We start from the raw sequence: 24897 nt of genomic DNA, 5'->3' as shown, positions 1-24897 counted from the left end.
TGTATTCCCTTTTGTTATATATACTAGGATGTATTTATCATGACCGCTATTCAGTTTGTATTGATTGCCATTGCCGCGTTTATCGTGCTCGCAGGGCTGTTTATGGTCATTCGCAGTTTTAAGCGCCGTAATGGTGCTGAAGCTGCTGCGGTCAATTATGATAAAAACGGTATTCCCATCATACCGCGTCATGAGCGCAATATCGTTGATCAGCCAGACTTTGATGATACGGTTGCTGGCGAGACGAGCATTGGCCCTGACCGCACTTATCTGAATGCTGTCGTTGAAGAAGAGCCATTGACGCAGACTCATACCAACGTCGATGCCCAGCTGACTGCTGAGCGTGACACTATGGCGGATGAAGATCATGACGTCGTCGACAATGAGGACTATGCGCGCTGGCAAGAAGAGCAACGTCGCGCTGATAATGCTGAGTTTGCAGAAGCGGCTGAGCAGATGCATATCGAGCAAGAGCCTGATGCATTCTCTAGCCTCATGTCGGCAACAGATAGCTTGATGCCATCGATTGACACGGCAGAAGAGCCAAGCTTCGATAACAACAGCCCGATACTGGATCAGCATTTATCAGAATCAGGCGATGACGCGCAAAACGGCCCCTTGATCAATGCCAAAGACAACATCAATATCACTATCTTGCCGCACCAATATCGCGATCGTCCAACCGCGATTATCCGTGGTCGTGACCTGCTGGCATTGATTGATAAATATGGTCTACGCTATGGCGCGATGAATATGTTCCATCGCTATGAGCAAAAAGACGGCACGGGTATGCTGTGGTTTAGTATGATGGGTATCACCGACAGTGGTATCGCGCCCTTTGATCCGCATAGTGTCGCGACCAACACGTATAACGGCATCGTTATGTTTTTATCATTGCCACACCCACAAGCCGTGCGCAGCTTCGATAGCATGATGAGCATTGCTTATATGATGGCAAGCGATCTTGATGCGATTATGCTCGATGAAGAGAACCAACCAATCACGCCTGAATACAAGCAGCAGCTACGTAACCAAGTTCGTGACTATGAAAGCTAAAAGCTTAAAGACTTGAAAGCTCAAAGACTTAAAAGCTAAGAAAGTTAACAGCTGATGAGTATAAAAAATCATAGAAAGCGCAAATAGCGATTCACGTTATTTGCCTTTTTTAATGGGCTATAGTTTCTGCAAAAATTTAGAGTCGATCCAAGATAATTTAGATACGAGGAAGGTGAGTGAAAGTACTACACATAGTAGACTGAGCGAGCCTGACACAGTAGCTGATTTATATGGGATTGGCTATATCCGAGCCTCCTGTAAACTTGTTATCATATCGGCATCTTGAATGACAAAAAAGACCCCGACTATGACTGACGCTACCTCACCAAATAATTCTAAAAACCTATCTGCTCAAGTACAAAGTGCAACATCTAATATAGCCAGTTCGGCCAATGACGGCACAAATAATAATGCAGAAATTGTCTCGCAAATGCGCACGCTTATCGAGTCGATAAAAACGCACAACTACGCCTACTATGTGCTTGATAATCCAATCTTAGAAGACAGTGAATACGATCAATTGCGCCGCTCGCTGCTTGAAATCGAAGAAGCCTATCCAGACCTGATACAACCTGACAGTCCGATCAATCAAGTCGGCGATATGCCGCTATCGGCCTTTACCCAAGTCACGCATGATATTCCAATGTTGTCCTTGGGTAATGTTTTTGAATATGATGATTTGCGCGACTTTATGCGCCGTGTCAATGATCGTCTTAGCGACTCGCAGCAAAACCCTGAATACGAGATGGAGTTAAAGCTTGATGGATTGGCAGTATCCCTAAAATATGAGCATGGCAAATTTGTCCAAGCGGTCACGCGCGGTGATGGGCAGACGGGTGAGGACATTACCCAAAATGCCAAAACCATTCGCAATTTACCCCTATGGATCGCCGATGCGGCTGATATCGAGCTGTTAGAGGTGCGCGGTGAAGTGTTGATGCCAAAAGCAGGGTTTGAGCGCCTCAATCGTTTGGCGGAAGAAAAAGGCGAAAAAACCTTTGCCAATCCACGTAATGCCGCCGCTGGTAGCTTACGTCAGCTAGATCCCAGCATTGCCGCCAGTCGTCCACTGGCCTTTTACGGTTATTCGGTCAATCAAGGACTGCCTGAAAATATCGACACTCAATCAGGGGCGCTGGCATGGCTCACCGAGCTTGGCTTCACCGTCAGCGCTGTAGAAGTGGTCGCCAATCCACGCGCCGCACAGACTTATTATGAGTCAGTGATAGAAAGTCGTGCCGATTTGCCATTTGAGATCGATGGTATGGTGATTAAGGTGAATAGCCTTGCCCTGCAGCAGCAATTAGGCTTTTTATCTAGAGAACCACGCTGGGCGACCGCTTATAAATTCCCTGCCGAAACCGTGATGACCCGTCTTCATACTATCGAATGGCAAGTCGGGCGTACCGGACAGATTACCCCAGTCGGCAAGTTAGAACCTGTTAAAGTCGGCGGCGTCACCGTCAGCAATGTCACCTTACATAACTTTGGTGAAATTCAGCGCTTGGATGTGCGCGCAGGCGATATGGTCAGCGTCCATCGGGCAGGCGATGTGATACCCAAAGTCACCCGCGTCTGGCACGAGCAGCGCCCAGCCGATAGCGAGCCTGTCACCCTACCTTCGACTTGTCCTGTCTGTGATTCGCCTGTCATCCTACCAGAAGATGAAGCATTGGCGCGCTGTACAGGCGGATTGTTTTGCCCAGCGCAGCAGACCGAGGCGCTGATTCACTTTGTTTCACGTCGTGCTATGGATATCGATGGGCTTGGCGCGAGTTGGCTGATTAGCTTCTTTGAGCATGGCCTTATCAAAACGGTTGCTGATATCTATCAGTTGCACAATCATGCGGATGAAATGGTCACCTTTGAAAAACTGGGTGAAAAATCGGTACAAAACATCATCAACGCTATCGAGGCGAGCAAGCACACGACATTGGCGCGCTTTATCTATGCGCTGGGTATTCGCGGTGTTGGCGAAGGCACCGCACAGAACCTTGCGCAGCAATTTGGTGATCTTGACGCTTTAATGACTGCCGATATTGAGACCTTAATAAAAACGCCAGATGTCGGAGAAATCACTGCCGAGCTGACCTACAAATTCTTCCGTGCGCCGCACAATATCGAAGTCATCACCGCTTTACGAGAAGCAGGCGTGCATTGGGATAAAGTTGAGCAGGTCGCATCAGAAGGTCTGCCACTCGATGGGCAAACGTGGGTCATCACCGGTGCGCTTGAAAGCATGGCGCGTGATGAAGCCAAAGCCAAACTGCAAGCACTAGGCGCAAAAGTATCAGGCAGCATCTCGGCAAAAACCACTGCGCTACTGGCAGGGGGAAAAGCTGGCTCTAAACTGACCAAAGCGGAAAAATTGGGCGTTAAAGTGGTGGATGAGGAAGAGTTTTTGGCGATGGTTGGGGAGTAGGTTATGGATGCTAATGTGTTAGAAGGTTTTGATGACGCAACGCGTAAAGAAGTTGAAAAATTACTGCAAGTGACTCGTGAGAAGGATGGAAATAAAGCCTATGCAAGCGCTCAAATCGATATATTCAGATATATGTTGAAAACATATGAGTTTGGTGATGATAAACTTGATAATGGTATATTTTATTTACGTAATGTGAAAGAAGCCGATGGAAATAATTATTATTTAGCAATATTTTTTATAGCCGCAACACAGAGTATTCTTAAGAAAAATTATGATGAAAATTGCCTGTTATATATAAGAATTTTAGAAGAAAGTAAATGGTTAGTTGATATTTCTTTTGATTATGCTTTTAAAATTGCTACAGAGTGTCTTGCAAATGGAAGTTGCCAAAACTCTAAGAAGTTATTTAGTTTGATTGGAGGTTCTTATTCATATCAAGCGACTTGCTATGAAAGAGTATGTGAATTAAAAATCAAGGTGGAGACCAAAGAAATAGGAGGGCTGAGTGAATCTTTGATAAGAAAGGTAGAAGAAATCATAGATATCTTAAAGCTAGATTTCTTTCCTTTAGCAGAAAACAAGCAAGCTCCTGAAAGGAAGTTAGCACACTATACTGGTACGTATACAACCAATAAGCTGCTTTCTAAAGAAGAAAATAAAGACAAGCCAAGCGCCTTTCGTTTAAATACCATCAATAATGTTAATGATCCTAGCGAAGGTAAACTACTTACAAACTACCTTGAGTCTATGAAAGAGACCTCTTTTTATAAACCTGATTTCGATGAAAATTTGCATGCATTTATCAGTTGTTTTACTTTTAACCATGACAGTTTAAATCAGTTTCGATTATACGGAAAAGAAGAAAATAAAGAAGCCTCTGGTGTTAGCTTGGTTTTTAACAAAGAGTTTTTTAAAGAGACTGACTCCCAGTCTGGTATGAACAATATATTTATTAATAGAACGATAAATAATGTAAACAATGATTCAGCTAAGAAAGTAGAAAAGCAGCCAGTGATGAGATGCGTTTATATTGATCCTACTTCCGACTATACCCATCTAGCTCAGAGGAATCGGCTAACATTTTTCCGTGAGTTTGGTCGTGAAAATTTGGAAGGAGATAGTATCGCTAAAGCCGAAGCTGAATGGAGTGAGTATAAAAATTATATAAAAAAGAAAACAGAGGCGTTTAGAAAAGCATTTAAAGAGATAAAGGAGATTTATCAGGCTGCTATAGAAAGTAAAAAAATCTTAAAGAGCGTAAGTGAAGAAGATGTAGATGAGATAGAGAGCTTACTAGACATGATAATTCTACCTCTAAAATATCTAGTCAAACACTCAGCTTTTCAGGAAGAACAAGAATGTCGTATGGTATATATTACGTCACTAGATGATCCTAGAGTGCAGATGGATTTTGGCAAGTTTCTATATGTAGAGTATGAGACAGAAGTAAAACCACATTTAGATAAAATCTATATCGCACCAGCCGCAACGCAATATCAGCCTTACTTGGCAAAGCTATTATGCGGTACAAATAGTTTAGGGAAAAAAATTAAAATTGACCTCTCAAACAATCCTTTTCGCCTACCCACCAGCCACTAAAATAAAAAGCGTGCGTTACCCCAGCGCACGCTTTTATTTTACCTTCCCTATCACTACACAGTAAAAGTCCATCTCTACAAAACCCGCCAATTATCATTAAACATAACAAAGTTAACAAGACTGATTCAGATCGCCCTTACCGATGCTTATAAGATAATAGTCACAGTCATAAAAAAACTATTATCGAGCAGCGAATAAGCAAAACGTAAGGAGCGCGTTATGGCAGACAATACTAACAATAAATCTGATACCGACACCATAGACAACAGTCACAACCAAAAAGTGCAGCATCTCATCGATACCCTACAAGGCGAGCATATCCAAGAGAAGGGCGGGCAGTCTGCCATCATCTTTCGTATGGTGATGTCCGATCATTTATGCCCGTTTGGCCTCAAATCAATCGATGCGCTCAAGCACGCAGGCTATGACATCATTGATCGTCATATCACGACCCAAGATGAGAACACATTGGTCAAAGAGACGCTTGGGGTCAAGACCACGCCGCAGACCTTTATTGATGGCAAGCGTGTTGGCGGTAATGATGATCTACAGGTATTTTTGGGCAATCACGAACCCGAGACAGACGACGACACCACGTACGCGCCCATTATTGCGATATTTGCTGTTACCGCCCTGATGACACTGGCATTATGCTGGGCATTTGCCGTTAGTGTCTTTTCGATACAAGCGCTCATGTGGTTTGTCGCGCTATCCATGTGTGTATTGGCGATTAAAAAGCTTGAGGATTTAGAAGGGTTTACCACTGGATTTTTGGGGTATGATTTACTGGCGCGCCGCGTAGTACGCTACGCCTATGTATATCCGTTTTTAGAAGCGTTTGCCGGTATTGCTATGCTTGCCGATCAGCCTTGGCTCAATCCAATTGCGGGTCTGGTCGCCTTTATCATCGGTTTGATCGGCGGGGTGTCGGTTATTAAAGCCGTCTATATCGACAAGCGTGAGCTAAAATGTGCCTGCGTCGGCGGCGATAGCAATGTGCCACTGGGCGCGATCTCTTTAACCGAAAACGTCATGATGTTCGGCATGGGTGGTTATATGCTGATTCGCGCTTTATTATAATCAAGTGGTTTGATGATGCGTAATAAATACATCGAGCTACTCCGCCATTTCCCCATGCGCCTTTGCGTCACCTTTTTTGCCATCTGGTTTGATCACAATAGGTAATACCAACCCTTTAGCAAAGTCGTCTGATAACACATAATCATAGCGACTGGCAGCGACATCGGGCGTGGTGTGAATGACCAGTGTCATCTCGTTACCATCGGTCAGCTCATGTGAGACATAGGTTTCGCTCAACTGATCCAAGGCTTTGGATAGCGCTTCGTTACTTGCCATACTGATAGTGAGGTTGTGCTGCGCTGTCGCCGCGTCCACATCGAAGTACTCTGCATAGTCACGGACGTTTTGACTATCGATTGCAAATGGATACTTATAGTTGGTGGGATCGGCAGGCTTGGTACCACTAGCGACTAACGACCAGTCTATCTGATCGGCTGCTGGTGTTGACGAGTCTGATGCGGTCGCTGCTGTTTCGGAGGCTTGGTTAGGGGTTTCGGTGCTATTATCACAGCCTGTTAGCGTCCACATACTAGCAGTTGCGATTATCATCATCGTTATCAGACGCGTCGCCATCGGGTTATCCTTTTTATTATTGATCATCATTAATGTGTGCTAAAGGCTATTTTGACAGCTTTCTTAATGGTTCTCTAGCGAAATGAGACAAACAAGTCATGGTTATAAAAATATCAGACAGACAAGATTTATAAAAAGCACGCATAAAAAAACAGCCACTCTAGGGTGACTGTTTTATTTTTGATAAATCTCTGCTTATCTTTGATTGATTAGAGTTGGCAGTTTACTTTATATTCTTGACCGCTTGCCCATTTCATCGCAAAGATTCCTTTGTCACCTTTCATGTGCCATGCATAGACTGCTTTTGGATTTGAGTCGTTGACATAGCTTGCGACGTCACCTTTTACATCACCGTTTAAGACGAGCTTTTGTTCTGTCCATTTTACTTTAGGTAAGGTGGCATTGAGCATGACTTGTTTTTTGTTAATAGACTGCTTTGCCATGATGATGCTGCCATCGGTACAGGTATATGGGGCTGCTGCCATGCGATCATAAGCGGCAGTGACTTTTTCTGGCGCAGGGGTATCAGTCGTCTCTGGCGTGGTAGAGGCAGTCGTGGCACAGGCGCTCAGTAAGGCAAGTGCAGGTAGGGCAGTTGCAATTTTAGTGATGGTATTCATCATTCTCTCCAAAGTATTACTGGTGTCATTTACTTGTTCTTAATAATGCGTTTAGCATATAAGGGCTTATAGTAGCGAAAACGAAGTATTGCCGTGTTAGAAATTGTTCATTACCTATTAGCTTCGTTACCCAATCGCTGACTAATGTAACTTACCATCGCCAACGCATTGAAAGATAAACGATAATCATTTGAATTTTATGCATTAATAAGTCAGATAAAAAAAGCACCTATCAACTGAGCGCTGATAGGTGCTTTTCTTATGGGTCTAATACGATCTACGTTTAGTTCATGTTTCTATACTATTCATATTATTAAAACTATTTCTTATCAAGCTATTTGGTTTTGCGCGGTGGCAGACCTGTATGCTGAGTTTGGAAATTGCCTTTGCTGACTTTTTTCTTGGTATTTTTGCCGACCGTATTTTTGCTTGTGCCAGCACGGTTTGACGAGTTGTTGCTACGTTTCACTGAATCATTACCAAGGCGACTGTTCTTTTTGCGTGCTGACTGATAGCTGTCTTGCGCCGCATCGCGACCTTCTAAGCTTGCATTGAATGGCGGAATCAAGCAGCCACGGTTTTTACCGATCAAGTCACTACGCCCCATGTCTTGTAGCGCTTTACGTAGTAGTGCCCAGTTTTTTGGATCATGATAGCGTAGGAACGCTTTATGCAGTTTGCGCTGCTTGCCAGATTTGACAATATCCATATCACCTTCACTACGGCTGATCTTATGTAGTGGGTCTTTGTGCGTGTGATACATGGTCGTGGCGGTTGCCATCGGGCTTGGATAAAACGCCTGTACTTGGTCAGCGCGATAGCCATGACTTTTTAGCCACAGCGCAAGGTTCATCATGTCTTCATCACGGGTACCCGGGTGGGCGGCGATGAAGTAAGGAATCAGATACTGCTCTTTACCAGCCTCGGCGCTGTACTGCTCAAACATCGCTTTGAATTGATCATAACTGCCCATGCCCGGCTTCATCATCTTCGATAACACGCCTTCTTCAGAGTGCTCAGGGGCAATCTTGAGATAACCGCCGACATGATGGCTGACCAATTCTTTGACGTATTCAGGATCTTTTACCGCCAAATCATAACGCAGACCAGACGCGATAAGGATTTTTTTCACGCCTTTGATATCACGGGCTTTGCGATACAGTTTGGTCAAATTACTGTGATCGGTCAGCAGGTTTTCGCAGACATCAGGATAGACACAAGAGGGCTTACGGCAGTTTTTCTCAATCGTCTCGTCTTTACAGCTTAGACGATACATATTGGCTGTTGGGCCACCAAGATCAGAGATCACGCCAGTGTAGTTAGGTGCGGTATCACGAATCGCTTCGACTTCGCGCAAGATTGAGTCTTCTGAACGGTTTTGGATGATACGGCCTTCGTGCTCGGTGATCGAGCAGAAGGTACAACCACCAAAACAGCCGCGCATGATATTGACCGAAAACTTAATCATGTCATAAGCAGGGATACGCGCATCGCCATAGCTTGGGTGCGGCAGGCGCGCATAGGGCAGGTCAAACACATAGTCCATCTCTTCTGTCGAGAGTGGAATCGGTGGTGGGTTCAGCCAGACATCGATAGAAGTATGCGAGTTACCTGCACCGCTGCTATGACGCTGCACCAGCGCGCGGGCGTTACCCGGATTGGTCTCTAAATGTAAGATACGGTTGGCATGCGCATAAAGCACAGGGTCAGATTTGACATGCTCATAGTCAGGCAGACGAATCACCGTTTGCTCACGTGGGGGCATTTTGATTTTATGCTTACGGGCAGTCTTTGGCTTATTAAACGCATTGTCAAAGCCGCGCATCTGTACCACTTGGGTATCAGTATCCACTTGGTCGGCATTAATGACTTTGTCAGTGACTGGCTCAGCGACAAAACCCTGATACTGTGACGACATTGATAACATAGATGACGGCATGGCTTGCCCAACAGGCGAGTCCGATGGCTTGTTTTGCTCAATTGAGCAGCTATCAACGTCTTCGGTCATGACATACGGGTTGATGATCGGATCGACACGGCCAACGGTATCGACATCGTTACTTGCGACCTCAGTCATATCCGCTTGCCAATGACGACGCGTTGGGGTCAATAAATACGCTGTACCGCGTAGCTTACTCATTTGCTCAAAGCTATAGCCTTTCGACAGACCATGTACGACATCGACGATGGCGCGCTCAGCATTACCATATAATAAGACATCCGCACGCGCATCGAGCAAAATACTACGGCGCACTTTGTCTGACCAATAGTCATAATGCGCGATACGGCGTAAGCTGCCCTCAATACCGCCTAAAATAATAGGCACATCAGGATAGGCTTCACGGCAGCGCTGGCTATAGACGATAGCCGCGCGGTCAGGGCGCTTATTAGCGACGTTCCCAGGAGAGTAGGCATCATCACTACGGATTTTACGATCGGCGGTATAGCGGTTGATCATACTATCCATATTGCCAGCGGTCACGCCGTACGCATAGACAGGCTTACCAAGCTCCATAAAGGCATCTTTGCTCTTCCAATCTGGCTGCGCGATGATACCGACGCGAAAGCCTTGTGACTCAAGCAAGCGACCGATAATCGCCATACCAAAGCTTGGGTGATCGACATACGCATCGCCCGATACGATGATAACATCGCAAGCATCCCAGCCCAAATCGTCCATTTCTTTGCGGCTCATCGGTAGATAAGGCGCCGGCTCGTAGCAGCTCGCCCAGTGTTTGTCATAATCATAAAGTGGCTTGGTGCCTTGTTTAAAGGCAGTGCGGGCGATGGTATCGGCAGACATGGGCGGACCTGTTAATTAGAAAATGGCACTAAAAATACAACCTTTATTCATTATTGATGATAAAGGCTGATTTAAAAGCGCTCATTTTAACATGAATCACCTTCACTATGCGACCTATTCTATGAGTGGTGATTGCCGATAAGTTATTGATAGCGCGAGATAAACTGCTTATGCAAAGTGAGCGACTAGCCCAGCCAAACAATGGTAAAAATGGTTTCAGCAGAACCGTCACATTGTCGCAAGCATGGTTGTTAAAGTGCAGTTATCAAAGTATGGGTTTGGTCAGTACTAATCATTTGTTTTCTCATGTTTGTTAGCCGTTCTGATTTTCATCCATAGCTTTTGGCATAGCTTTTGCTCCAACCCCGTTAGGGCTTATTTGTGTGCATTCATGATTGAAAATGGTGCACCGATAAAAATTGAACGGATAGATAAGTGTTTGGAGATAAAATGAGAACATCATCTGTTGGGCTGAATGCGATAAAAGGGCTACTAAGAACATTACTGCACAAGATACTTATGCTGGGGACGCTATTGTTTGGCACGATCGCCAGTGCACAAGCGGTCGCGGCTGACACAATGACGGTGGCGCAGCTACTCGAATATCAAAACATCGCTTGGATTATTTGGGGCGGGGTTTTGGTGTTCTTTATGCAGGCAGGTTTTGCGCTACTTGAGAGCGGCTCCGTGCGTGCCAAGAACGCGGTAAACGTGATGATGAAAAACTATACCGATATGTGTATCGGTGGTCTGGCGTTTTATTTGGTGGGTTTTGGGTTGATGATGGGTACTAATCATTCGGGGTTTGTCGGTACCGATCATTTTATGCCAGTCAATCTATCCAATATGGACTGGGCACTGATGTTCTTTCAGATGATGTTTGCGGCGACAGCGGTGACCATCGCGAGTGGTGCCATGGCAGAGCGTGTCTCGTTTATCGGCTATGCAGTCGCCGCCTGTTTGATCTGTCTATTTATCTATCCTGTGTTTGCCAGTTGGGTGTGGGGTGGGTATTTCGGCGGAACAGGGTGGCTAGCTGAGCTTGGTTTTATTGATTTTGCTGGTTCGACCGTCGTGCATTCTATCGGGGGTTGGTTGGCGCTGGCAGGTATTTTGGTCATTGGGCCAAGATTGGGCCGCTTTGCCCCTGATGGTACGCCAAGACTCATCGCAGGTCACAACATGACGCTATTGGCGCTTGGCGGGTTTATCTTATGGTTTGGTTGGTTCGGCTTCAATGCTGGATCGACATTATCTATCACTGGAAATATTGGCTTGATTGCCGTCAATACTTTTATCGCTGCGGTCAGTGCGGTGGTGAGCTACATGCTGATTGCTCGGACAATGAGCAAAGCCATTTTGCTCAGTGATAGTGTCAATGCCAGTTTGATTGGTTTGGTGTCTATCACGGCAGGCTGTGCCACGACGACGCCCGTTTTCGCCGTTGTCATCGGTGCCATCGCCTCTGTGGTCTATATTTTATCCACGCAAGCATTATTGAAGCTCAAAATAGACGACGTGGTATCAGCGGTGGCAGTGCATGGATTCGGCGGTGCATGGGGTACACTCGCGGCTGGATTGTTTTATACAGGGGACTTATTTAACTTATCACGGCTGGGCGTACAAGCGCTAGGCGTGGGCGTGGCGTTAGCTTGGGGACTGGGGTTGGGTCTTGTGATGTATAAACTGATTGATATGAGCTTTGGGTTAAAGGCCAGCCGCTTACATGAGCAGCGTGGCCTTGATTATACCGAGCATGCCGAGCTTGGGTATCCTGAATTTCAAAAGCAGATGTTCGATGCGAAAAGCCTAACAGAGCGGCATTTATAGGAGAGAGCTGATGAATATTGATACTCAATCCGTCGACCAAACCGTGTCCGCGATGGCAGAGGTGCTGTCAGAGTATTTACATCCTGAAGAGGTGCGCCTGCTCAAGCGGCAATGGCAACAGTACTCAACTGTCTCTGTCAAAATGATGCAGCAATGCATCTTGGATGCGACAAGGCGCTATCCTGAACTACAAGATCACAAATCTAAAATTCGTAAAGGCTTTTGGGCTACGTTGCAAGTGGATAGTCAGCAGACAGTGGAGTCTGACAGTCACAATGGCCATAACGAGACAATCAATGCACCCGTACCTATCTCTGAGCCCGTTCTCGCATTTTATACCGTGATAGAAGCGCTGCGCAGTCAGCTAACGGCAGCAGACAGTCGCAGCTTTTTTCATAGTATGCACCAAACTGTTTCGCAAGAACGCACCTTCAAAGGGCATCACATCAATATCAATCAGTTTTTGGAAGGTAATCGTCCACCTGTACCGGACAATGAGCACCTGTTAAACAATCTGATGCAACTTGCCTACGTGTGCTTGTGCGATATTACTGGTCCTGTAGAGGCAGATGAGATACTGTTTCAAGCAGCACAAACGGCCAAGCAAAGTTATCCAAAAGCCGTCGTCGAAAAATTATTTTAACCTATCAAGTGAGCACGTTACGAGCAAGTACGGATATCGCCTCGTAACGTACCTTATGGTTTCAGGTGAGTCAGTGCGCTGTCTGATAGCTTTTAATTATCTAATAATTGAAGCGGGAAAGTCACCACGTCAAAAGCAAGGGCAAAGGGAAGTAATACCAGTTTTTGCGCACTATTTGGTCCATGACGGTTTGTGTTTTTTTGCTGCGTTTGAGTATAAAAGCTTACCGTATAAGGCTTGGTTAGAGCGCGATAATTTGACTGAATCAAGCTTAAATTACTGACCTGTGGGTAGATAGCGCCTTTCACGGGGACATTAAAACAAAAACGCTGGGCACCAATACGTTGATCACTGGCGGAGGTACACTCTCGGGCATTATTTTGTAAAAAGAACTGATAATCTGTGCGTCCAAACTCGTCTTTTAATTTGGCATAAGAAAGCTTCATCTCCCCTTGGAAGTGTCCATCGTTATTGGGTACATAAAAACTCATGTCATTGTCAACGTGAATGTTTTTTTGCGTGAGATTGGTGAGCAAACTGGTCATCTCAGTCCCACCTTGGGTGAGTACGTAGCTGTTTTTTTCACCAACGATTACCATCGTTGCATTTGGCGTTTTTGGTAATGCTTGCGCCGGACGACCAAAAGCGATCACTTGATCTTCTGACAATGTCTGCTTGGTCGTGATGATATGGTCATTACTTTCTAGCAATGAGCTGGTCGCGCAGCCTGATATTGCGAGCACAGAAGTCAGCAAAGTCCCTGTTACCAAAGATTTTGGGCTTATATGCTTTAGTATATTATACCTGCTATTGGTCTTGTGATGGCAGTCTGGTTGATAGGTCATGATCAGGCTTCCTTGTCTACTTCGATGAATAAAAAATGTCCTAACTATTATCAAACTTATGTTAGTTTTTTACAAGTTTTGAATACAGTTTAAACTCTTATTATTAATAAAAAAGCTGATACCAACTAATAAAGATAAATATATTTAGTCTAAGGTAATCTTGGTTCCACTCTTGGTAAAGTTCATCACAAACTGACTTTTAAAGTTGCGTACATTATTTTCGTAAGTCAGCAAGCTACGGGTGAACTGGTGGTAGTCGCTCATGTTCTTTGCATTGACCATCAGCATAAAATCAAAATCGCCAGATACTTCATAACAGCTCATCACTTGCGACTGCGCGTCCATCAAGCGCTCAAATCGATGTTGCATCGACGTATTGGAGCGCTCCATCTCTATCATCACCACTGCGGTCAGACCGTAACCCACTTTATTGGGATTAACGATGGCGACTTGCTTGGTAATCACGCAGCTGTCTATCAATGCTTGAATGCGACGCTGAGCTGTCGCAATAGATACATGTACTCGTTCTGCGACAGTTTTAAGCGGTAATGTCGCATCGTCTTGTAACAGATTTAAAATGGCTTTATCAGTGCTGTCTAGAATATGGCTCATGATAATGTACCCTCATTAATTGTTATTACTAGGTTATTGATTATAAATATTATCACTAATAATTTAAATTTAAGAAAATAGTTATTTATATGACACTATTTTGATAAATTTATCCATAAATACGTTTTTATAGAAATAATATATCAGGGCATCCTAGTAAAATAGATGATACCAACCAAAGCTGCTTAGGAAGACAAGGGCCAACAGTTGGTTTTCTAACCTCTATTAATAGCTACGGTGCTTATCATGTCTATCTCAATGCTCTCCAATGTATTCGCTAATGCGCTAGCAACCACTGCTTCACGTTTGCCATTGCCTGCGATTTGGAGGACTGGTAACGCGCAACAACGGACGTTGATGTTGGGAGTATCATTTGCCATCTTATCCAATATCTTGTTTGGCGTGCTCTATGCGTATAGCAGCTTTCTGACGCCTTTGTCAGGCACGCAAGTGTTTATCTGGCGCATGCTAGCAATGTGGGCGGTGTTGGTTGGCTACTTATTGATAAGTGGACGGCTAGGCATGCACATCGATAAATTGCGTGCACTGCGCTCGTTCAAACAGTGGGCATGGTTACTACTACCTACGCCGATATTTTTGAGTCAGCTTTGGCTATTTATGTGGGCACCGGTCAATGGGCAAGGTGTACAAACCGCGATGGGCTATTTTTTGTTTCCACTCATGATGGTGGTGTTCGGTTGCCTGCTGTTCGGCGAAAAGCTCAGTCGTCTACAGTGGCTGGCGGTCGCATTTGCGGCGGTAGGGGTGTTTAGTGAAATCATTCGTACGCAGAGTGTTTCTTGGGCGACATTGTGGGTGTGTGGTACTTATCCGATATATTATATCGTGCGTAGACTCCAAGGCATTGACGCCATCACTGGTATGCTGGTCGATCTGACCTTGTTTGCCCCATTTGCGCTTGGTTACTTGTACTTTTTTGCACCTAGCAATTTGGCGATGGTAGCAGGGTCTGGATTTTTGATCATGATGTTAGTTGGTCTTGGCGTTTTGAGCATCCTAGCAATGAAAACCAATATTGATGCCAGCCAAATGCTACCCGTCAATGTCTATGGCATGATGAGTTATATAGAACCTGCTTTGCTATTTATATTGGCGGTGACGGTGCTCGGTAATCCGTTTGAATCAGCGATGATCTATAGTTATGGGTTGATCTGGTTGGGTATTGCTTGTTTGATTGCTCATGGGATAAAGCAGCTTCGCGCTCGTAAAAGTGTGCCATCATCAATCAAAGGGCAGGTCGCGTAAGCGGCTAGTAGGGTAGTTAATGAGTATTGTCAGTCACGAGTGTTAACAGTTGATAAGTATAGTGGATTCAATTTAAAAATGTTATAGCGTTACTGGTATAAATTTTCCTTGCGTGCTGTATACACAGAGGCTGTGAAAAATTTATCCCAGTAGCGCTTTGGAACTTATGACAGTTTTGTTTTGAACTGACTATATAAGCATTGATAAGGTACAAAAAAGGACGGCTCAATATTTACTGAGCCGTCCTTTTTTATAATGATTGTTCGACAATACTTGAATAAATATTAACCCAAGTGTTGTTTGAAACCACGCTGCTTATCACGTTCCCAGTCACGATCTTTTAACGTCTTACGTTTGTCATGCAGCTTTTTACCTAATGCGAGGCCAATTTGGCATTTCACTAGCGAGTTTTTCCAGTAGCAAGACAGCGGTACGCAAGCGTAGCCTTTTTGATTGATTGCTCCAGACAGTTTTTCGATTTCACGACGATTGAGCAGCAGTTTGCGCGTACGAATACTGTCTGGACTAACGTGCGTAGAGCTCGATAGTAATGGCTGAATGTGCGCACCAAATAAGAAAGCTTCGTTATTGCGAAATATGACGTACGCTTCAGTGATGGTCATTTTTCCTGCACGAATGGCTTTGACTTCCCAGCCTTGCAATGCCAATCCCGCTTCAAAGGTTTCTTCGATAAAATATTCATGACGCGCTTTTTTATTGGCGCAAATCTGATTATCAGGTTTTTTTGATTTTTTTGACATAATTTCTCCATAAGGATTGCCTAAAAACACAGGCGCCTTATTTGACCAGTCCTACTAATTCCTCATCTTAACCCATTCAATGGTATTGAATTTTATTTGGATTATAAGTCAGATGAGTCGAACCGCCTATTGTATCAAAGCCTCTGGTGAAAAGGTAAATCGGCTGTTAGGACAAATGTAGCAGATAAGTATTAAGTTTGAGCAAAATTTGCTAGCATATGGCCTAATATTACCGATTATATTAGCCATGCTATGAGCCATTCTATTTCTCCCAACTCCTCAAAGCTACACACCAAAATTCTATATCCTGGTACGTTTGATCCCATTACCAATGGTCATGTGGATTTGGTGACACGCGCAACCAAGCTCTTTGATGAGGTTGTGATCGCGGTTGCCTCGGGGCATCATAAAAAACCTCTATTTAATTTTGAAGAGCGGGTCGCTTTGGTCGAAACCGTATTTGCCGATTTGCCGCAAGTCTCGGTGATTGGCTTTGAAGGGTTGCTCGTTGATTTTATGCGCGAAAAACACGCCACGGCAGTGCTGCGCGGGCTGCGAGCGATGTCCGATTTTGAGTACGAGTTTCAACTGGCCAATATGAACCGCGAGCTTGATGAAAACTTTGAAGCCGTATTTTTGACCCCCTCTCAGAACTATTCATTTATCTCATCGACCATGATTCGTGAAATTGCCAAACTCGGTGGCGATGTCAGTAAATTTGTCCCACCTTGTGTGTTGCAAGCTTTTGACAAAAAGTTAAATAGTAACTAAAAGATGCTGCATCAAAAATACTCTGCTAGCACTTGCTAAAACAGTCAAGCGCAGCCAGATAGGGCTAATATGAGCAAAAATATAAGGAGCAGTTTATGGCGCTATTAATCACTGATGAGTGCATTAACTGTGATGTGTGTGAGCCTGCTTGCCCAAATGAGGCCATCTCAGAAGGCGATGATATCTACGTCATTGATCCAGATCTATGCACAGAATGTGTCGGGCATTTTGACGAGCCACAATGCGTGGTGATTTGTCCCGTCGACTGTATCCCTCATGACCCCAATCATGTCGAGACAGAAAATGATTTATTAGCCAAATACAAGCGTATTACGGGTCAATAAAATCTTGATAAGCGATTGATGACGTTTGGGTTTACAACGTTTTAGGGACAATACAATGACAACCAAATCCATGCAAGTAGCCAGTGAGTTCGATCAGCAACATCTTTGGCACCCGTACGCCAGCCTGCCGCCTACCTATTCCAATATCGTTATCGATCGCGCTGAAGGGATTTATATCATTACTGAAGACGGCACGCGCTTAATTGATGGTATGTCGTCATGGTGGGCGAGCGTCCATGGCTACAATCATCCTAAGCTAAATGACGCACTGACTCAGCAGCTGGGTAAAATGGCGCACGTGATGTTTGGTGGCTTGACCCACCAGCCAGCGATAGATTTGGGCAAAAAACTGCTCGATATTGTACCTGCTGGACTTGATGCGATTTTTTATGCTGACAGTGGCAGCATCGCGGTAGAAGTGGCACTAAAAATGGCGCTGCAATATCAAGTGGCTGCCAAGTGCCCAAACAAGCAACAGTTTGCCTCGACCCATTCAGGCTATTACGGTGATACGTGGCACGCCATGAGTGTCTGTGATCCTATCAATGGAATGCACAGTCTGTATGGCAAGCAATTACCGATGCAACATTTCGTTCCTGCGCCGCCACTTGGGTTTGATCGCGTATTGACAGTAGATGATCGTGAAACATTAGCTCAGTTTTTTGCAGAGTATGGCGCGCAGCTGGCAGGATTTATTATCGAGCCGATTATTCAGGGCGCAGGCGGCATGCGTTTTTATAGTCCTGAATATCTACAATTGCTGCGTCAACTGTGCGATAAGCATAATGTACTATTGATTGCCGATGAGATTGCCACTGGGTTTGGGCGTAGTGGCAAGTTATTTGCCTGTGAGCACGCCAGTATCACCCCTGACATCATGACTATTGGCAAAGCGCTGACCGGCGGCTACATGACTTTTGCCGCAACGCTATGTACCCGCAAAATTGCCGATACCATTCACAATAGCGACTATCCAGCGCTGATGCATGGTCCGACCTTTATGGGTAATCCGCTCGCCTGTGCGGTCGCCTGTGCATCGATTGATTTGATCCTATCTTATGATATCGAAACGCGTACCGCCAATATGCAGCGTACGATGGAGCAAGCCCTGACGCCAGCTGCGCAGCTGGCAGGTGTTGCCGAGGTTCGTTGTTTGGGCGCAGTTGCTGTGATTGAGTTAGATGACGCCGTTGATATGCCTATTTTTCAGTCTTTATTGATTGATCATGGCATCTGGGTCAGACCCTTTGGTAAGCTGGTGTATATCATGCCGCCTTATGTGATTACTGATGATGAGCTGACGACCTTATGCCAAGCGCTGCTAAAAGTAGTGCGTACGTATTTAGAAAACCGAGATCAACCATGAGTGTATTATTTATCTCCGGTATTGATACCGATATTGGCAAAACCTATGCCACGGGTCTGCTTGCCAAAGCGCTTATGCAACAAGGTGTGGGCGTCATCACTCAAAAGTTGGTACAAACGGGCATCAGTAAACAAGCAGATGGCGAGCTAGGCATTGCAGATGATATTTTAAGTCACCGTCAATTGATGGGAATGCCATTACAACCATGCGATCTGGACTTTACCACTTGTCCTTATCGCTATGAGAAGCCTGCGTCACCGCACTTATCTGCCGCATTAGCAAACCGTCCTCTTAACATCAATGTGATTACCGATGCCACCAACGCATTGCAAGCTGATTACGAGGTGGTATTGCTTGAAGGGGCAGGCGGGCTACTGGTACCGATAAATGAGCAACTATTAACCTTGGACTATATTGCCAAGCAAGGCTATCCTATCGTCTTGGTCACCTCTGGCCGACTGGGCAGCATTAATCATACGTTGCTTAGTTTGGAGGCGATAAAATCGCGCGGCTTAATGATCCATAGTGTGATTTACAATCATGTCCATGATGATGCTGAACAAACGGATGCTGAGATTGCCAACAGTACTATTGATTTTTTGCAGGCGTATTTGGCGCGCCATTACCCCAAAGCGCACTGGCTGGTCTTGGCCAAACAAGCAAATGAACATTCAGATAATGCTGACATAGCGTTGCCAACAGCGTTTATCTAAGTTTTTAAGGTATTTTTAAGGTGTTTTTGAGGTAGTCACAGTCATTCTGAAAATAAGCCGAAAAGACATTCCCATACAGGCGTTAGTTTTGCTATACTAGCGCGCTTGGTAGACTAGGCGATCGCTGCTGCACACTGGCGACAGATGAGCAGGGGAGGAAAGTCCGGGCTACATAGGGCAGCGTGCCAGCTAACGGCTGGGCAGAGTAATCTGACGACCAGTGCAGCAGAGAGTAGACCGCCTTTGACTTAGTTGATTGTCGCAAGACACCAATGTCATCGGTAAGGGTGAAAGGGTGCGGTAAGAGCGCACCGCGTGGATGGCAACATCTCACGGCATGGTAAACTCCACGCGTAGCAAGACCAAATAGGCATCGACATGGCGCGGCCCGCGTTCGATGCGGGTAGGTTGCTTGAGCGTATTAGCGATGATACGCCTAGAGGAATGATCGTCCACGACAGAACCCGGCTTATCGGTTTACCAAACCTTTTTTATCGTTTGTCGTAGTAATCGTTGCAATTAATCTGAATGACATTCGTTTTTTTGCAAAAAATGCCCATTAGGGGTTGACGGCGGTCAGCAGCTTGGGCATAATGTGCAGCCTAAAACGGCGATGTAGCTCAGCTGGTTAGAGCGCACGACTCATAATCGTGAGGTCGAGAGTTCAAGTCTCTCCATCGCCACCATATATAGCAGTATTAAAAAAGCCAATCTCTCTGGGATTGGCTTTTTTTTGCCTGAAATAATCTTTCATTTAAGGTTTGTATGAGCTATTGCTTAGTTAAATACTCCTTGTTAGATGTCTGTCAGTCTCGCTTACTTGATAAATACTTTCTCTGCTACTAAAATCGCCTTACTTTGCAGTAGAAAACTGCTAGAATACTCTTTGGTATGTGCGTACAAAAGCGCAGCAGAGTTACCGTACTAAGTACTGGGCTTTAGGCGAGGTTATCCATTCTAAGGATTACGATCGACACAACAGTTGACCTGTAGCATACGTTTTAACGAAGCATACCTATCTTATCAAGTGTACTTGACCATATTTATCTCTTATCTTTATTCTATCACCTTTAATTTAGTAGGCGCTTTGTGACTGCATTAGCCAATATTCGTAACTTTTCAATCATTGCCCACATTGATCATGGTAAGTCGACCCTTGCCGATCGTTTTATTCAGATGTGCGGTGCCTTGCAAGATCGCGAGATGCAGGCGCAGGTGCTCGACTCGATGGATATTGAGCGTGAGCGCGGTATCACTATCAAAGCACAATCGGTAACATTATTTTATGACCATCCAAATGGTGAGCGCTATCAGCTTAACTTTATTGATACGCCCGGCCACGTCGATTTCTCGTATGAGGTGTCACGCTCATTGGCCGCTTGCGAAGGCGCGCTATTGGTGGTCGATGCCGCGCAAGGCGTAGAAGCACAGTCGGTTGCCAACTGTTATACAGCAGTGGATCAAGGTTTAGAGGTGATGGCAGTCCTTAATAAGATTGATTTGCCGCAGGTCGAACCTGAGCGTGTTATTCAAGAGATTGAAGATATTATCGGAATAGAAGCCATTGATGCCCCTCGTGTTTCAGCGAAATCTGGTCTTGGGGTGGATAACCTATTAGAAGCCTTGGTTGAATTCATTCCAGCACCGACTGGCGACCGTGAAGCACCCTTACAAGCGCTTATCATTGATTCATGGTTTGATAGCTATCTGGGTGTGGTCTCACTGGTTCGCGTACGTGAAGGGACGGTAAAAAAAGGCGATAAGATCTATATCAAATCAACGGGCGATGCTCATCCAGTAAGCTCTATCGGTGTATTCACGCCCAAACCTGTCGATACGGGTATTTTAGAAGCGGGTGAAGTAGGCTTTGTTATCGCTGGTATCAAAGATATTGCAGGCGCGCCAGTTGGCGATACGATTACGCATGCCAGTACGCCTGATGTTGAACGTATCCCAGGTTTTAAACAGATAACGCCACAAGTATATGCAGGAATGTTCCCAGTCGATTCGAGTGATTTTGAAAAATTCCGTGAAGCGCTGCAGAAATTGCAAATCAACGATGCGTCATTATTTTTTGAGCCTGATACTTCAGACGCGTTAGGCTTTGGATTTCGTTGTGGCTTCTTAGGCATGCTACACATGGAGATTATCCAAGAGCGCTTAGAGCGTGAGTATGACTTGGATTTGATCACCACTGCGCCTTCAGTGATCTATGAGATTGAAAAGAAAGGCGGTGAAGTCATCTATGTTGATAATCCATCAAGACTGCCTGAGCCCAACAATATCGAAGAGTTCCGTGAGCCAATTGCCCGCTGTCAGATTTTAGTACCGCAAGATTACTTGGGTAACGTCATGACGCTATGTATCGAGCGCCGCGGTGTGCAGGTTGATATGCGCTTTATGGGTAAGCAGGTTCAGGTTATCTTTGATATTCCGATGGGTGAAGTTGTCATGGATTTCTTTGACCGTCTAAAATCAGTCTCGCGTGGTTTTGCATCACTGGACTATAATTTTGATCGTTATCAAGTGGACAAATTGGTTAAAGTCGACGTGCTAATCAACGGTGAAAAGGTGGATGCCTTGGCAATGATTGTACACCAAGACCAAGCACGTTTCCGCGGTAATCAGCTAGTGACCAAGATGAAAGAGCTGATTCCACGTCAGATGTTTGACGTGGCGATTCAAGCCGCAATTGGTAGTCAGATCATTGGTCGTAGTACAGTAAAAGCCATGCGTAAAGATGTCTTGGCCAAATGCTATGGCGGTGACGTATCGCGTAAGAAAAAGCTGTTGTCTAAGCAAAAAGCAGGTAAAAAACGTATGAAACAAGTGGGTAGTGTGGAGATTCCACAAGAAGCCTTCTTGGCTGTTTTACAAGTGGACAGTTAATACATCGCTTTATCTGAGAAAGTTCTGGTACATAACAGTTGAATATCGTCAGTTTTTTGATCAAAGCAACTAGACAAACAGCACGTTAATAGGCAATTTGGTATGGATTTTGATTTCAATTTAATTTTAGTGCCGTTGACCATAGGATTAGGAATTGTCTGGCTGCTAGATAAGCTGGCACTCAAGCAGCGCAAAACTCGCGGTCGAGGCAAAGAGAGCCTACTGGTACGCTGGGCCTATGATTTTTTTCCTGTGTTGGCAGTGGTGTTAATAGTACGCTCGTTTTTGATTGAGCCTTTTAATATTCCATCATCTTCTATGGTGCCAACGCTATATACGGGTGATTTTATTGCGGTCAACAAGTATGCGTATGGCGTTCGTCTACCGCTAACGTATAATAAAGTTTTGGATACTGGCGAGCCTGAGCATGGCGATGTAGTGGTATTCCGTTATCCTGAAAACCCAAGCATCTACTATATCAAGCGCTTGATTGGCTTGCCTGGCGATACCGTCAGCTACAATCAAGGCACAATCTCTATTAATGATGTACCAGTGGAGACGACGCCTGTCGATTTTTCGGCCAATGCAGAATTGACGTCACAACTTTATTTGCCAGGACAGATGGGTCCAGGTCAGGTGCTCACAGAAGAGAGTGCTGCTGCGATGGGTCAGGAAGAAGAGGACGCCGCACAATATTTCCAAGAGACACAGGGTAAAAACACACACCTTGTTCGCTACTTAAATGGTATGAACAGCTCACAGTATGCTCCCTTCCTACAACAACAATCACCAGAAGTTGTAAGTTCAGAAGGTACAGAGTGGCGCATTAAAGTACCAGAAGGTCATTATTTTGTGATGGGTGACAACCGTGATCGCAGTGCAGATGGTCGCTTTTGGGGATTTGTTCCTGATGAAAATTTAGCGGGTAAAGCGGTCTATATTTGGATGCATAAACCACCAGGATTAAACTTACCAACTTTCGAGCGTAATGGTACCATTGATTAATACCATGAGTACTCTATTGATTGAGTTATCGATAATAGTTTTATGCTAATATCGTTACTATTCAATAAATAGCGTTTTACTATCTAAGTCATAGGTATAGAACGCTATTAAAAATAGTCATCTATCTGTAGAGGGATATCATAATGCAGCAGTTATCTGGTCTTGCCACGCAGCGCGGTGCTAGTGTGACAAACATCGTTCTCATTATTATGATGTTGGGTATCGCGGTTAAACTCCTAGTGGCCATTGTGCCTGCTCAAATTGGTGACTATCAGCTCACGAAACTTTTGAGTGCAGAGCTTAAAGTAGCCAATGACAATAACGAGACAGCCAAGCAATTCGTTGAGCGTGTTAATAAACAGCTATCCATCAATGCTGACTATGACACCAATGCAGAAGATGTATTCACTTTTACCAATAAAAAAACGGGCCAATTGGCCATTCATAAAGAATATGCAGTAACCAATACGTTCTTTAGCAATGTCGATATTGTGAATCGTTTCGAAGGAGACATCGATATGGCTACAGCAGAATAAATAATTATAAGATAGGACAGCGCTTTAGTGTCCTCAACAAAATCCAATATAGACTCTTATTAAACTGAATCTGTAAAACAGAAGGGATAACCACAAGCCACGCATGAAACCAACTTCGCAACATTCCCACGCGGTTCTTACTCCTAAAAAAAATAGCACGTCTGTCGACACGCTTGTTGTTAGCTCAGAATTTACTCAGCGCTTAGCAGTCTTAACGCGCAAGTTAGGCTATGTATTTAATGATTTGAGCCTGCCAAAGCTTGCATTGACGCACCGCTCATTTGACAGCAAAAAAAATTATGAGCGTCTAGAGTTTTTAGGTGATGCGCTTTTGGGCATGATTGTGGGTGAGGCTTTATACCATCGTTATCCTAATCAAAACGAAGGGCGTCTAACCCGTATGCGTGCAACTTTGGTCCGCCAAGAATCATTGGTTATTATCGCGCAAAATCTAGAGCTGTCTAACCATCTGATATTAGGCGTTGGTGAGCGTAAGGGTGGCGGCCGTAATCGTGCTTCTATATTGGCGGATGCGGTAGAGTCTTTGATTGGTGCCATCTATTTAGACAGTCAAGATATGGATATCACTCGTCATTGCGTACTCTCTTGGTATGGAGACTTGATTGACAACGTCAATGACCAAAAAGCACTAAAAGATGCGAAGAGCCGTTTGCAAGAGTGGTTACAGTCTAAGCAATTTGATTTGCCAAGCTACGAGCTTATGGAAACACGTGGCAACGCTCCCCATCAAATTTTCGTAGTACGCTGTCACGTGAATATTCAAAACTGCCCTGATATTACTGAATCTGGTGAAAGTCGCCGCATCGCTGAGCAAAAAGCAGCAGAGCTTATGATCAATCAGCTGCACAAACTTCCAGGATCCGCTAAAAAACGCTCTTAGCAAATATTCGCAGGCGATTACAGGCTTATTTCTGAGTCAACAATACCGCTTTTGAGTGATGAGACCTGAAGCGGCATAGACCTAATTTACCTTATATACTACTTATTTCAAATATTACCAGCTGATATCCAATAGTAACTACACCGACAAACTATTAAGTCATATTTGGCTGGATATAAACCCTATAGGATTAACTTATGAGCAATCACCCTGATGTGCCATCGAATAATGAAGATAGTACTCAAAATATGATTGAAAA

The 24897-nt window shown here is 44.7% G+C and carries 21 protein-coding genes, 1 tRNA gene, 1 other RNA gene and 1 pseudogene; 17 read left to right on the top strand and 7 right to left on the bottom strand.

Annotated elements, in window-relative coordinates; translation table 11 throughout:
* Positions 1 to 39: 39 nt before the first annotated feature.
* From AC58CZ_RS07700 to AC58CZ_RS07685, 4 genes are all read left to right on the top strand, one after another.
* Positions 40 to 1056 (top strand): cell division protein ZipA C-terminal FtsZ-binding domain-containing protein, encoded by a 1017-nt coding sequence (locus AC58CZ_RS07700; protein ID WP_494224083.1) that lies wholly within the window; start codon positions 40 to 42, stop codon positions 1054 to 1056.
* Between the two features lie 307 nt (positions 1057 to 1363).
* Entirely contained in the window at positions 1364 to 3478 is a 2115-nt protein-coding gene (gene ligA / locus AC58CZ_RS07695; protein ID WP_494224084.1) for an NAD-dependent DNA ligase LigA, read from the top strand.
* Positions 3479 to 3481: 3 nt separating this feature from the next.
* The gene (locus AC58CZ_RS07690; RefSeq protein WP_494224085.1) at positions 3482 to 5080 is read left to right on the top strand and encodes a hypothetical protein; all 1599 of its coding nucleotides are present in this window, start codon (positions 3482 to 3484) and stop codon (positions 5078 to 5080) included.
* A 219-nt stretch (positions 5081 to 5299) separates the two neighbouring features.
* On the top strand, positions 5300 to 6160 hold the full coding sequence (locus AC58CZ_RS07685; protein ID WP_494224086.1) for a MauE/DoxX family redox-associated membrane protein: 861 nt from the start codon (positions 5300 to 5302) through the stop codon (positions 6158 to 6160).
* 36 nt (positions 6161 to 6196) lie between these two features.
* On the opposite strand, the gene AC58CZ_RS07680 is transcribed toward AC58CZ_RS07685, so the two are convergent.
* The 3 genes from AC58CZ_RS07680 to AC58CZ_RS07670 form a co-directional block, all read right to left on the bottom strand.
* Positions 6197 to 6763 (bottom strand): hypothetical protein, encoded by a 567-nt coding sequence (locus AC58CZ_RS07680; RefSeq protein ID WP_494224087.1) that lies wholly within the window; start codon positions 6761 to 6763, stop codon positions 6197 to 6199.
* 179 nt (positions 6764 to 6942) lie between these two features.
* A complete protein-coding gene (locus AC58CZ_RS07675; RefSeq protein ID WP_494224088.1) occupies positions 6943 to 7353 on the bottom strand; it encodes a hypothetical protein in 411 nt (136 codons plus the stop codon).
* A gap of 334 nt (positions 7354 to 7687) precedes the next feature.
* Positions 7688 to 10156, bottom strand: a complete 2469-nt coding sequence (locus AC58CZ_RS07670) for a YgiQ family radical SAM protein (protein WP_494224089.1) — start codon at positions 10154 to 10156, stop codon at positions 7688 to 7690.
* 519 nt (positions 10157 to 10675) lie between these two features.
* On the opposite strand from AC58CZ_RS07670, the gene AC58CZ_RS07665 reads away from it, so the two are divergent.
* Positions 10676 to 11986 (top strand): ammonium transporter, encoded by a 1311-nt coding sequence (locus AC58CZ_RS07665; protein ID WP_494224135.1) that lies wholly within the window; start codon positions 10676 to 10678, stop codon positions 11984 to 11986.
* 10 nt (positions 11987 to 11996) lie between these two features.
* On the top strand, positions 11997 to 12629 hold the full coding sequence (locus AC58CZ_RS07660) for a hypothetical protein (protein WP_277077685.1): 633 nt from the start codon (positions 11997 to 11999) through the stop codon (positions 12627 to 12629).
* 92 nt (positions 12630 to 12721) lie between these two features.
* Here the strand turns inward: AC58CZ_RS07660 and AC58CZ_RS07655 are convergent, their stop codons facing one another.
* Both AC58CZ_RS07655 and AC58CZ_RS07650 read right to left on the bottom strand, forming a co-directional pair.
* Positions 12722 to 13474 (bottom strand): YidX family protein, encoded by a 753-nt coding sequence (locus AC58CZ_RS07655; RefSeq protein ID WP_494224090.1) that lies wholly within the window; start codon positions 13472 to 13474, stop codon positions 12722 to 12724.
* Positions 13475 to 13618: 144 nt separating this feature from the next.
* Entirely contained in the window at positions 13619 to 14086 is a 468-nt protein-coding gene (locus AC58CZ_RS07650; RefSeq protein WP_494224091.1) for an Lrp/AsnC ligand binding domain-containing protein, read from the bottom strand.
* Positions 14087 to 14332: 246 nt separating this feature from the next.
* On the opposite strand from AC58CZ_RS07650, the gene rarD reads away from it, so the two are divergent.
* Entirely contained in the window at positions 14333 to 15352 is a 1020-nt protein-coding gene (rarD, locus tag AC58CZ_RS07645) for an EamA family transporter RarD (RefSeq protein WP_494224092.1), read from the top strand.
* Between the two features lie 284 nt (positions 15353 to 15636).
* Here rarD and smpB read toward each other — a convergent pair whose 3' ends face one another.
* A complete protein-coding gene (gene smpB, locus AC58CZ_RS07640) occupies positions 15637 to 16113 on the bottom strand; it encodes an SsrA-binding protein SmpB (RefSeq protein ID WP_223334842.1) in 477 nt (158 codons plus the stop codon).
* Positions 16114 to 16365: 252 nt separating this feature from the next.
* Between smpB and coaD the strand changes: the two genes are divergently transcribed.
* Positions 16366 to 16884: a pantetheine-phosphate adenylyltransferase gene (gene coaD, locus AC58CZ_RS07635; protein WP_058024491.1), complete on the top strand. Its 519-nt coding sequence runs from the start codon at positions 16366 to 16368 to the stop codon at positions 16882 to 16884.
* 44 nt (positions 16885 to 16928) lie between these two features.
* On the opposite strand, the pseudogene AC58CZ_RS07630 reads toward coaD, so the two are convergent.
* Positions 16929 to 16979, bottom strand: a pseudogene (locus AC58CZ_RS07630) (hypothetical protein); the annotation flags it as partial.
* On the opposite strand from AC58CZ_RS07630, the gene AC58CZ_RS07625 reads away from it, so the two are divergent.
* The 9 genes from AC58CZ_RS07625 (at position 16980) to rnc (ending at position 24638) form a co-directional block, all read left to right on the top strand.
* A complete protein-coding gene (locus tag AC58CZ_RS07625) occupies positions 16980 to 17228 on the top strand; it encodes a YfhL family 4Fe-4S dicluster ferredoxin (protein WP_058024492.1) in 249 nt (82 codons plus the stop codon).
* 55 nt (positions 17229 to 17283) lie between these two features.
* Positions 17284 to 18594, top strand: a complete 1311-nt coding sequence (gene bioA, locus AC58CZ_RS07620; RefSeq protein WP_494224093.1) for an adenosylmethionine--8-amino-7-oxononanoate transaminase — start codon at positions 17284 to 17286, stop codon at positions 18592 to 18594.
* Entirely contained in the window at positions 18591 to 19307 is a 717-nt protein-coding gene (gene bioD, locus AC58CZ_RS07615) for a dethiobiotin synthase (RefSeq protein ID WP_494224094.1), read from the top strand. Before bioA ends, bioD begins: the two co-directional genes overlap by 4 nt.
* Positions 19308 to 19412: 105 nt before the next feature.
* Positions 19413 to 19795: RNase P RNA component class A (gene rnpB / locus AC58CZ_RS07610), an RNA gene on the top strand.
* Positions 19796 to 19916: 121 nt separating this feature from the next.
* A tRNA-Met gene (locus tag AC58CZ_RS07605) sits at positions 19917 to 19993 on the top strand.
* A gap of 403 nt (positions 19994 to 20396) precedes the next feature.
* A complete protein-coding gene (gene lepA, locus AC58CZ_RS07600; RefSeq protein WP_494224095.1) occupies positions 20397 to 22196 on the top strand; it encodes a translation elongation factor 4 in 1800 nt (599 codons plus the stop codon).
* A 102-nt stretch (positions 22197 to 22298) separates the two neighbouring features.
* The gene (gene lepB, locus AC58CZ_RS07595) at positions 22299 to 23201 is read left to right on the top strand and encodes a signal peptidase I (RefSeq protein ID WP_494224096.1); all 903 of its coding nucleotides are present in this window, start codon (positions 22299 to 22301) and stop codon (positions 23199 to 23201) included.
* 143 nt (positions 23202 to 23344) lie between these two features.
* Positions 23345 to 23737 (top strand): DUF4845 domain-containing protein, encoded by a 393-nt coding sequence (locus AC58CZ_RS07590; RefSeq protein WP_227674169.1) that lies wholly within the window; start codon positions 23345 to 23347, stop codon positions 23735 to 23737.
* A 103-nt stretch (positions 23738 to 23840) separates the two neighbouring features.
* Positions 23841 to 24638, top strand: a complete 798-nt coding sequence (rnc, locus tag AC58CZ_RS07585) for a ribonuclease III (RefSeq protein WP_494224097.1) — start codon at positions 23841 to 23843, stop codon at positions 24636 to 24638.
* Positions 24639 to 24897 lie beyond the last annotated feature (259 nt).

It is taken from the genome of Psychrobacter sp. CR212 (genome assembly GCF_059693765.1).
This window is presented reverse-complemented; position numbering and strand designations above follow the sequence as displayed.

Excerpts from the sequence above, each read along its gene's own strand:
- AC58CZ_RS07700 (WP_494224083.1), top strand. The coding sequence starts at position 40 with ATGACCGCTATTCAGTTTGTATTGATTGCCATTGCCGCGTTTATCGTG.
- ligA (WP_494224084.1), top strand. The coding sequence starts at position 1,364 with ATGACTGACGCTACCTCACCAAATAATTCTAAAAACCTATCTGCTCAA.
- AC58CZ_RS07690 (WP_494224085.1), top strand. The coding sequence starts at position 3,482 with ATGGATGCTAATGTGTTAGAAGGTTTTGATGACGCAACGCGTAAAGAA.
- AC58CZ_RS07685 (WP_494224086.1), top strand. The coding sequence starts at position 5,300 with ATGGCAGACAATACTAACAATAAATCTGATACCGACACCATAGACAAC.
- AC58CZ_RS07680 (WP_494224087.1), bottom strand. The coding sequence starts at position 6,763 with ATGATGATCAATAATAAAAAGGATAACCCGATGGCGACGCGTCTGATA.
- AC58CZ_RS07675 (WP_494224088.1), bottom strand. The coding sequence starts at position 7,353 with ATGAATACCATCACTAAAATTGCAACTGCCCTACCTGCACTTGCCTTA.
- AC58CZ_RS07670 (WP_494224089.1), bottom strand. The coding sequence starts at position 10,156 with ATGTCTGCCGATACCATCGCCCGCACTGCCTTTAAACAAGGCACCAAG.
- AC58CZ_RS07665 (WP_494224135.1), top strand. The coding sequence starts at position 10,676 with ATGCTGGGGACGCTATTGTTTGGCACGATCGCCAGTGCACAAGCGGTC.
- AC58CZ_RS07660 (WP_277077685.1), top strand. The coding sequence starts at position 11,997 with ATGAATATTGATACTCAATCCGTCGACCAAACCGTGTCCGCGATGGCA.
- AC58CZ_RS07655 (WP_494224090.1), bottom strand. The coding sequence starts at position 13,474 with ATGACCTATCAACCAGACTGCCATCACAAGACCAATAGCAGGTATAAT.
- AC58CZ_RS07650 (WP_494224091.1), bottom strand. The coding sequence starts at position 14,086 with ATGAGCCATATTCTAGACAGCACTGATAAAGCCATTTTAAATCTGTTA.
- rarD (WP_494224092.1), top strand. The coding sequence starts at position 14,333 with ATGTCTATCTCAATGCTCTCCAATGTATTCGCTAATGCGCTAGCAACC.
- smpB (WP_223334842.1), bottom strand. The coding sequence starts at position 16,113 with ATGTCAAAAAAATCAAAAAAACCTGATAATCAGATTTGCGCCAATAAA.
- coaD (WP_058024491.1), top strand. The coding sequence starts at position 16,366 with ATGAGCCATTCTATTTCTCCCAACTCCTCAAAGCTACACACCAAAATT.
- AC58CZ_RS07625 (WP_058024492.1), top strand. The coding sequence starts at position 16,980 with ATGGCGCTATTAATCACTGATGAGTGCATTAACTGTGATGTGTGTGAG.
- bioA (WP_494224093.1), top strand. The coding sequence starts at position 17,284 with ATGACAACCAAATCCATGCAAGTAGCCAGTGAGTTCGATCAGCAACAT.
- bioD (WP_494224094.1), top strand. The coding sequence starts at position 18,591 with ATGAGTGTATTATTTATCTCCGGTATTGATACCGATATTGGCAAAACC.
- lepB (WP_494224096.1), top strand. The coding sequence starts at position 22,299 with ATGGATTTTGATTTCAATTTAATTTTAGTGCCGTTGACCATAGGATTA.
- AC58CZ_RS07590 (WP_227674169.1), top strand. The coding sequence starts at position 23,345 with ATGCAGCAGTTATCTGGTCTTGCCACGCAGCGCGGTGCTAGTGTGACA.
- rnc (WP_494224097.1), top strand. The coding sequence starts at position 23,841 with ATGAAACCAACTTCGCAACATTCCCACGCGGTTCTTACTCCTAAAAAA.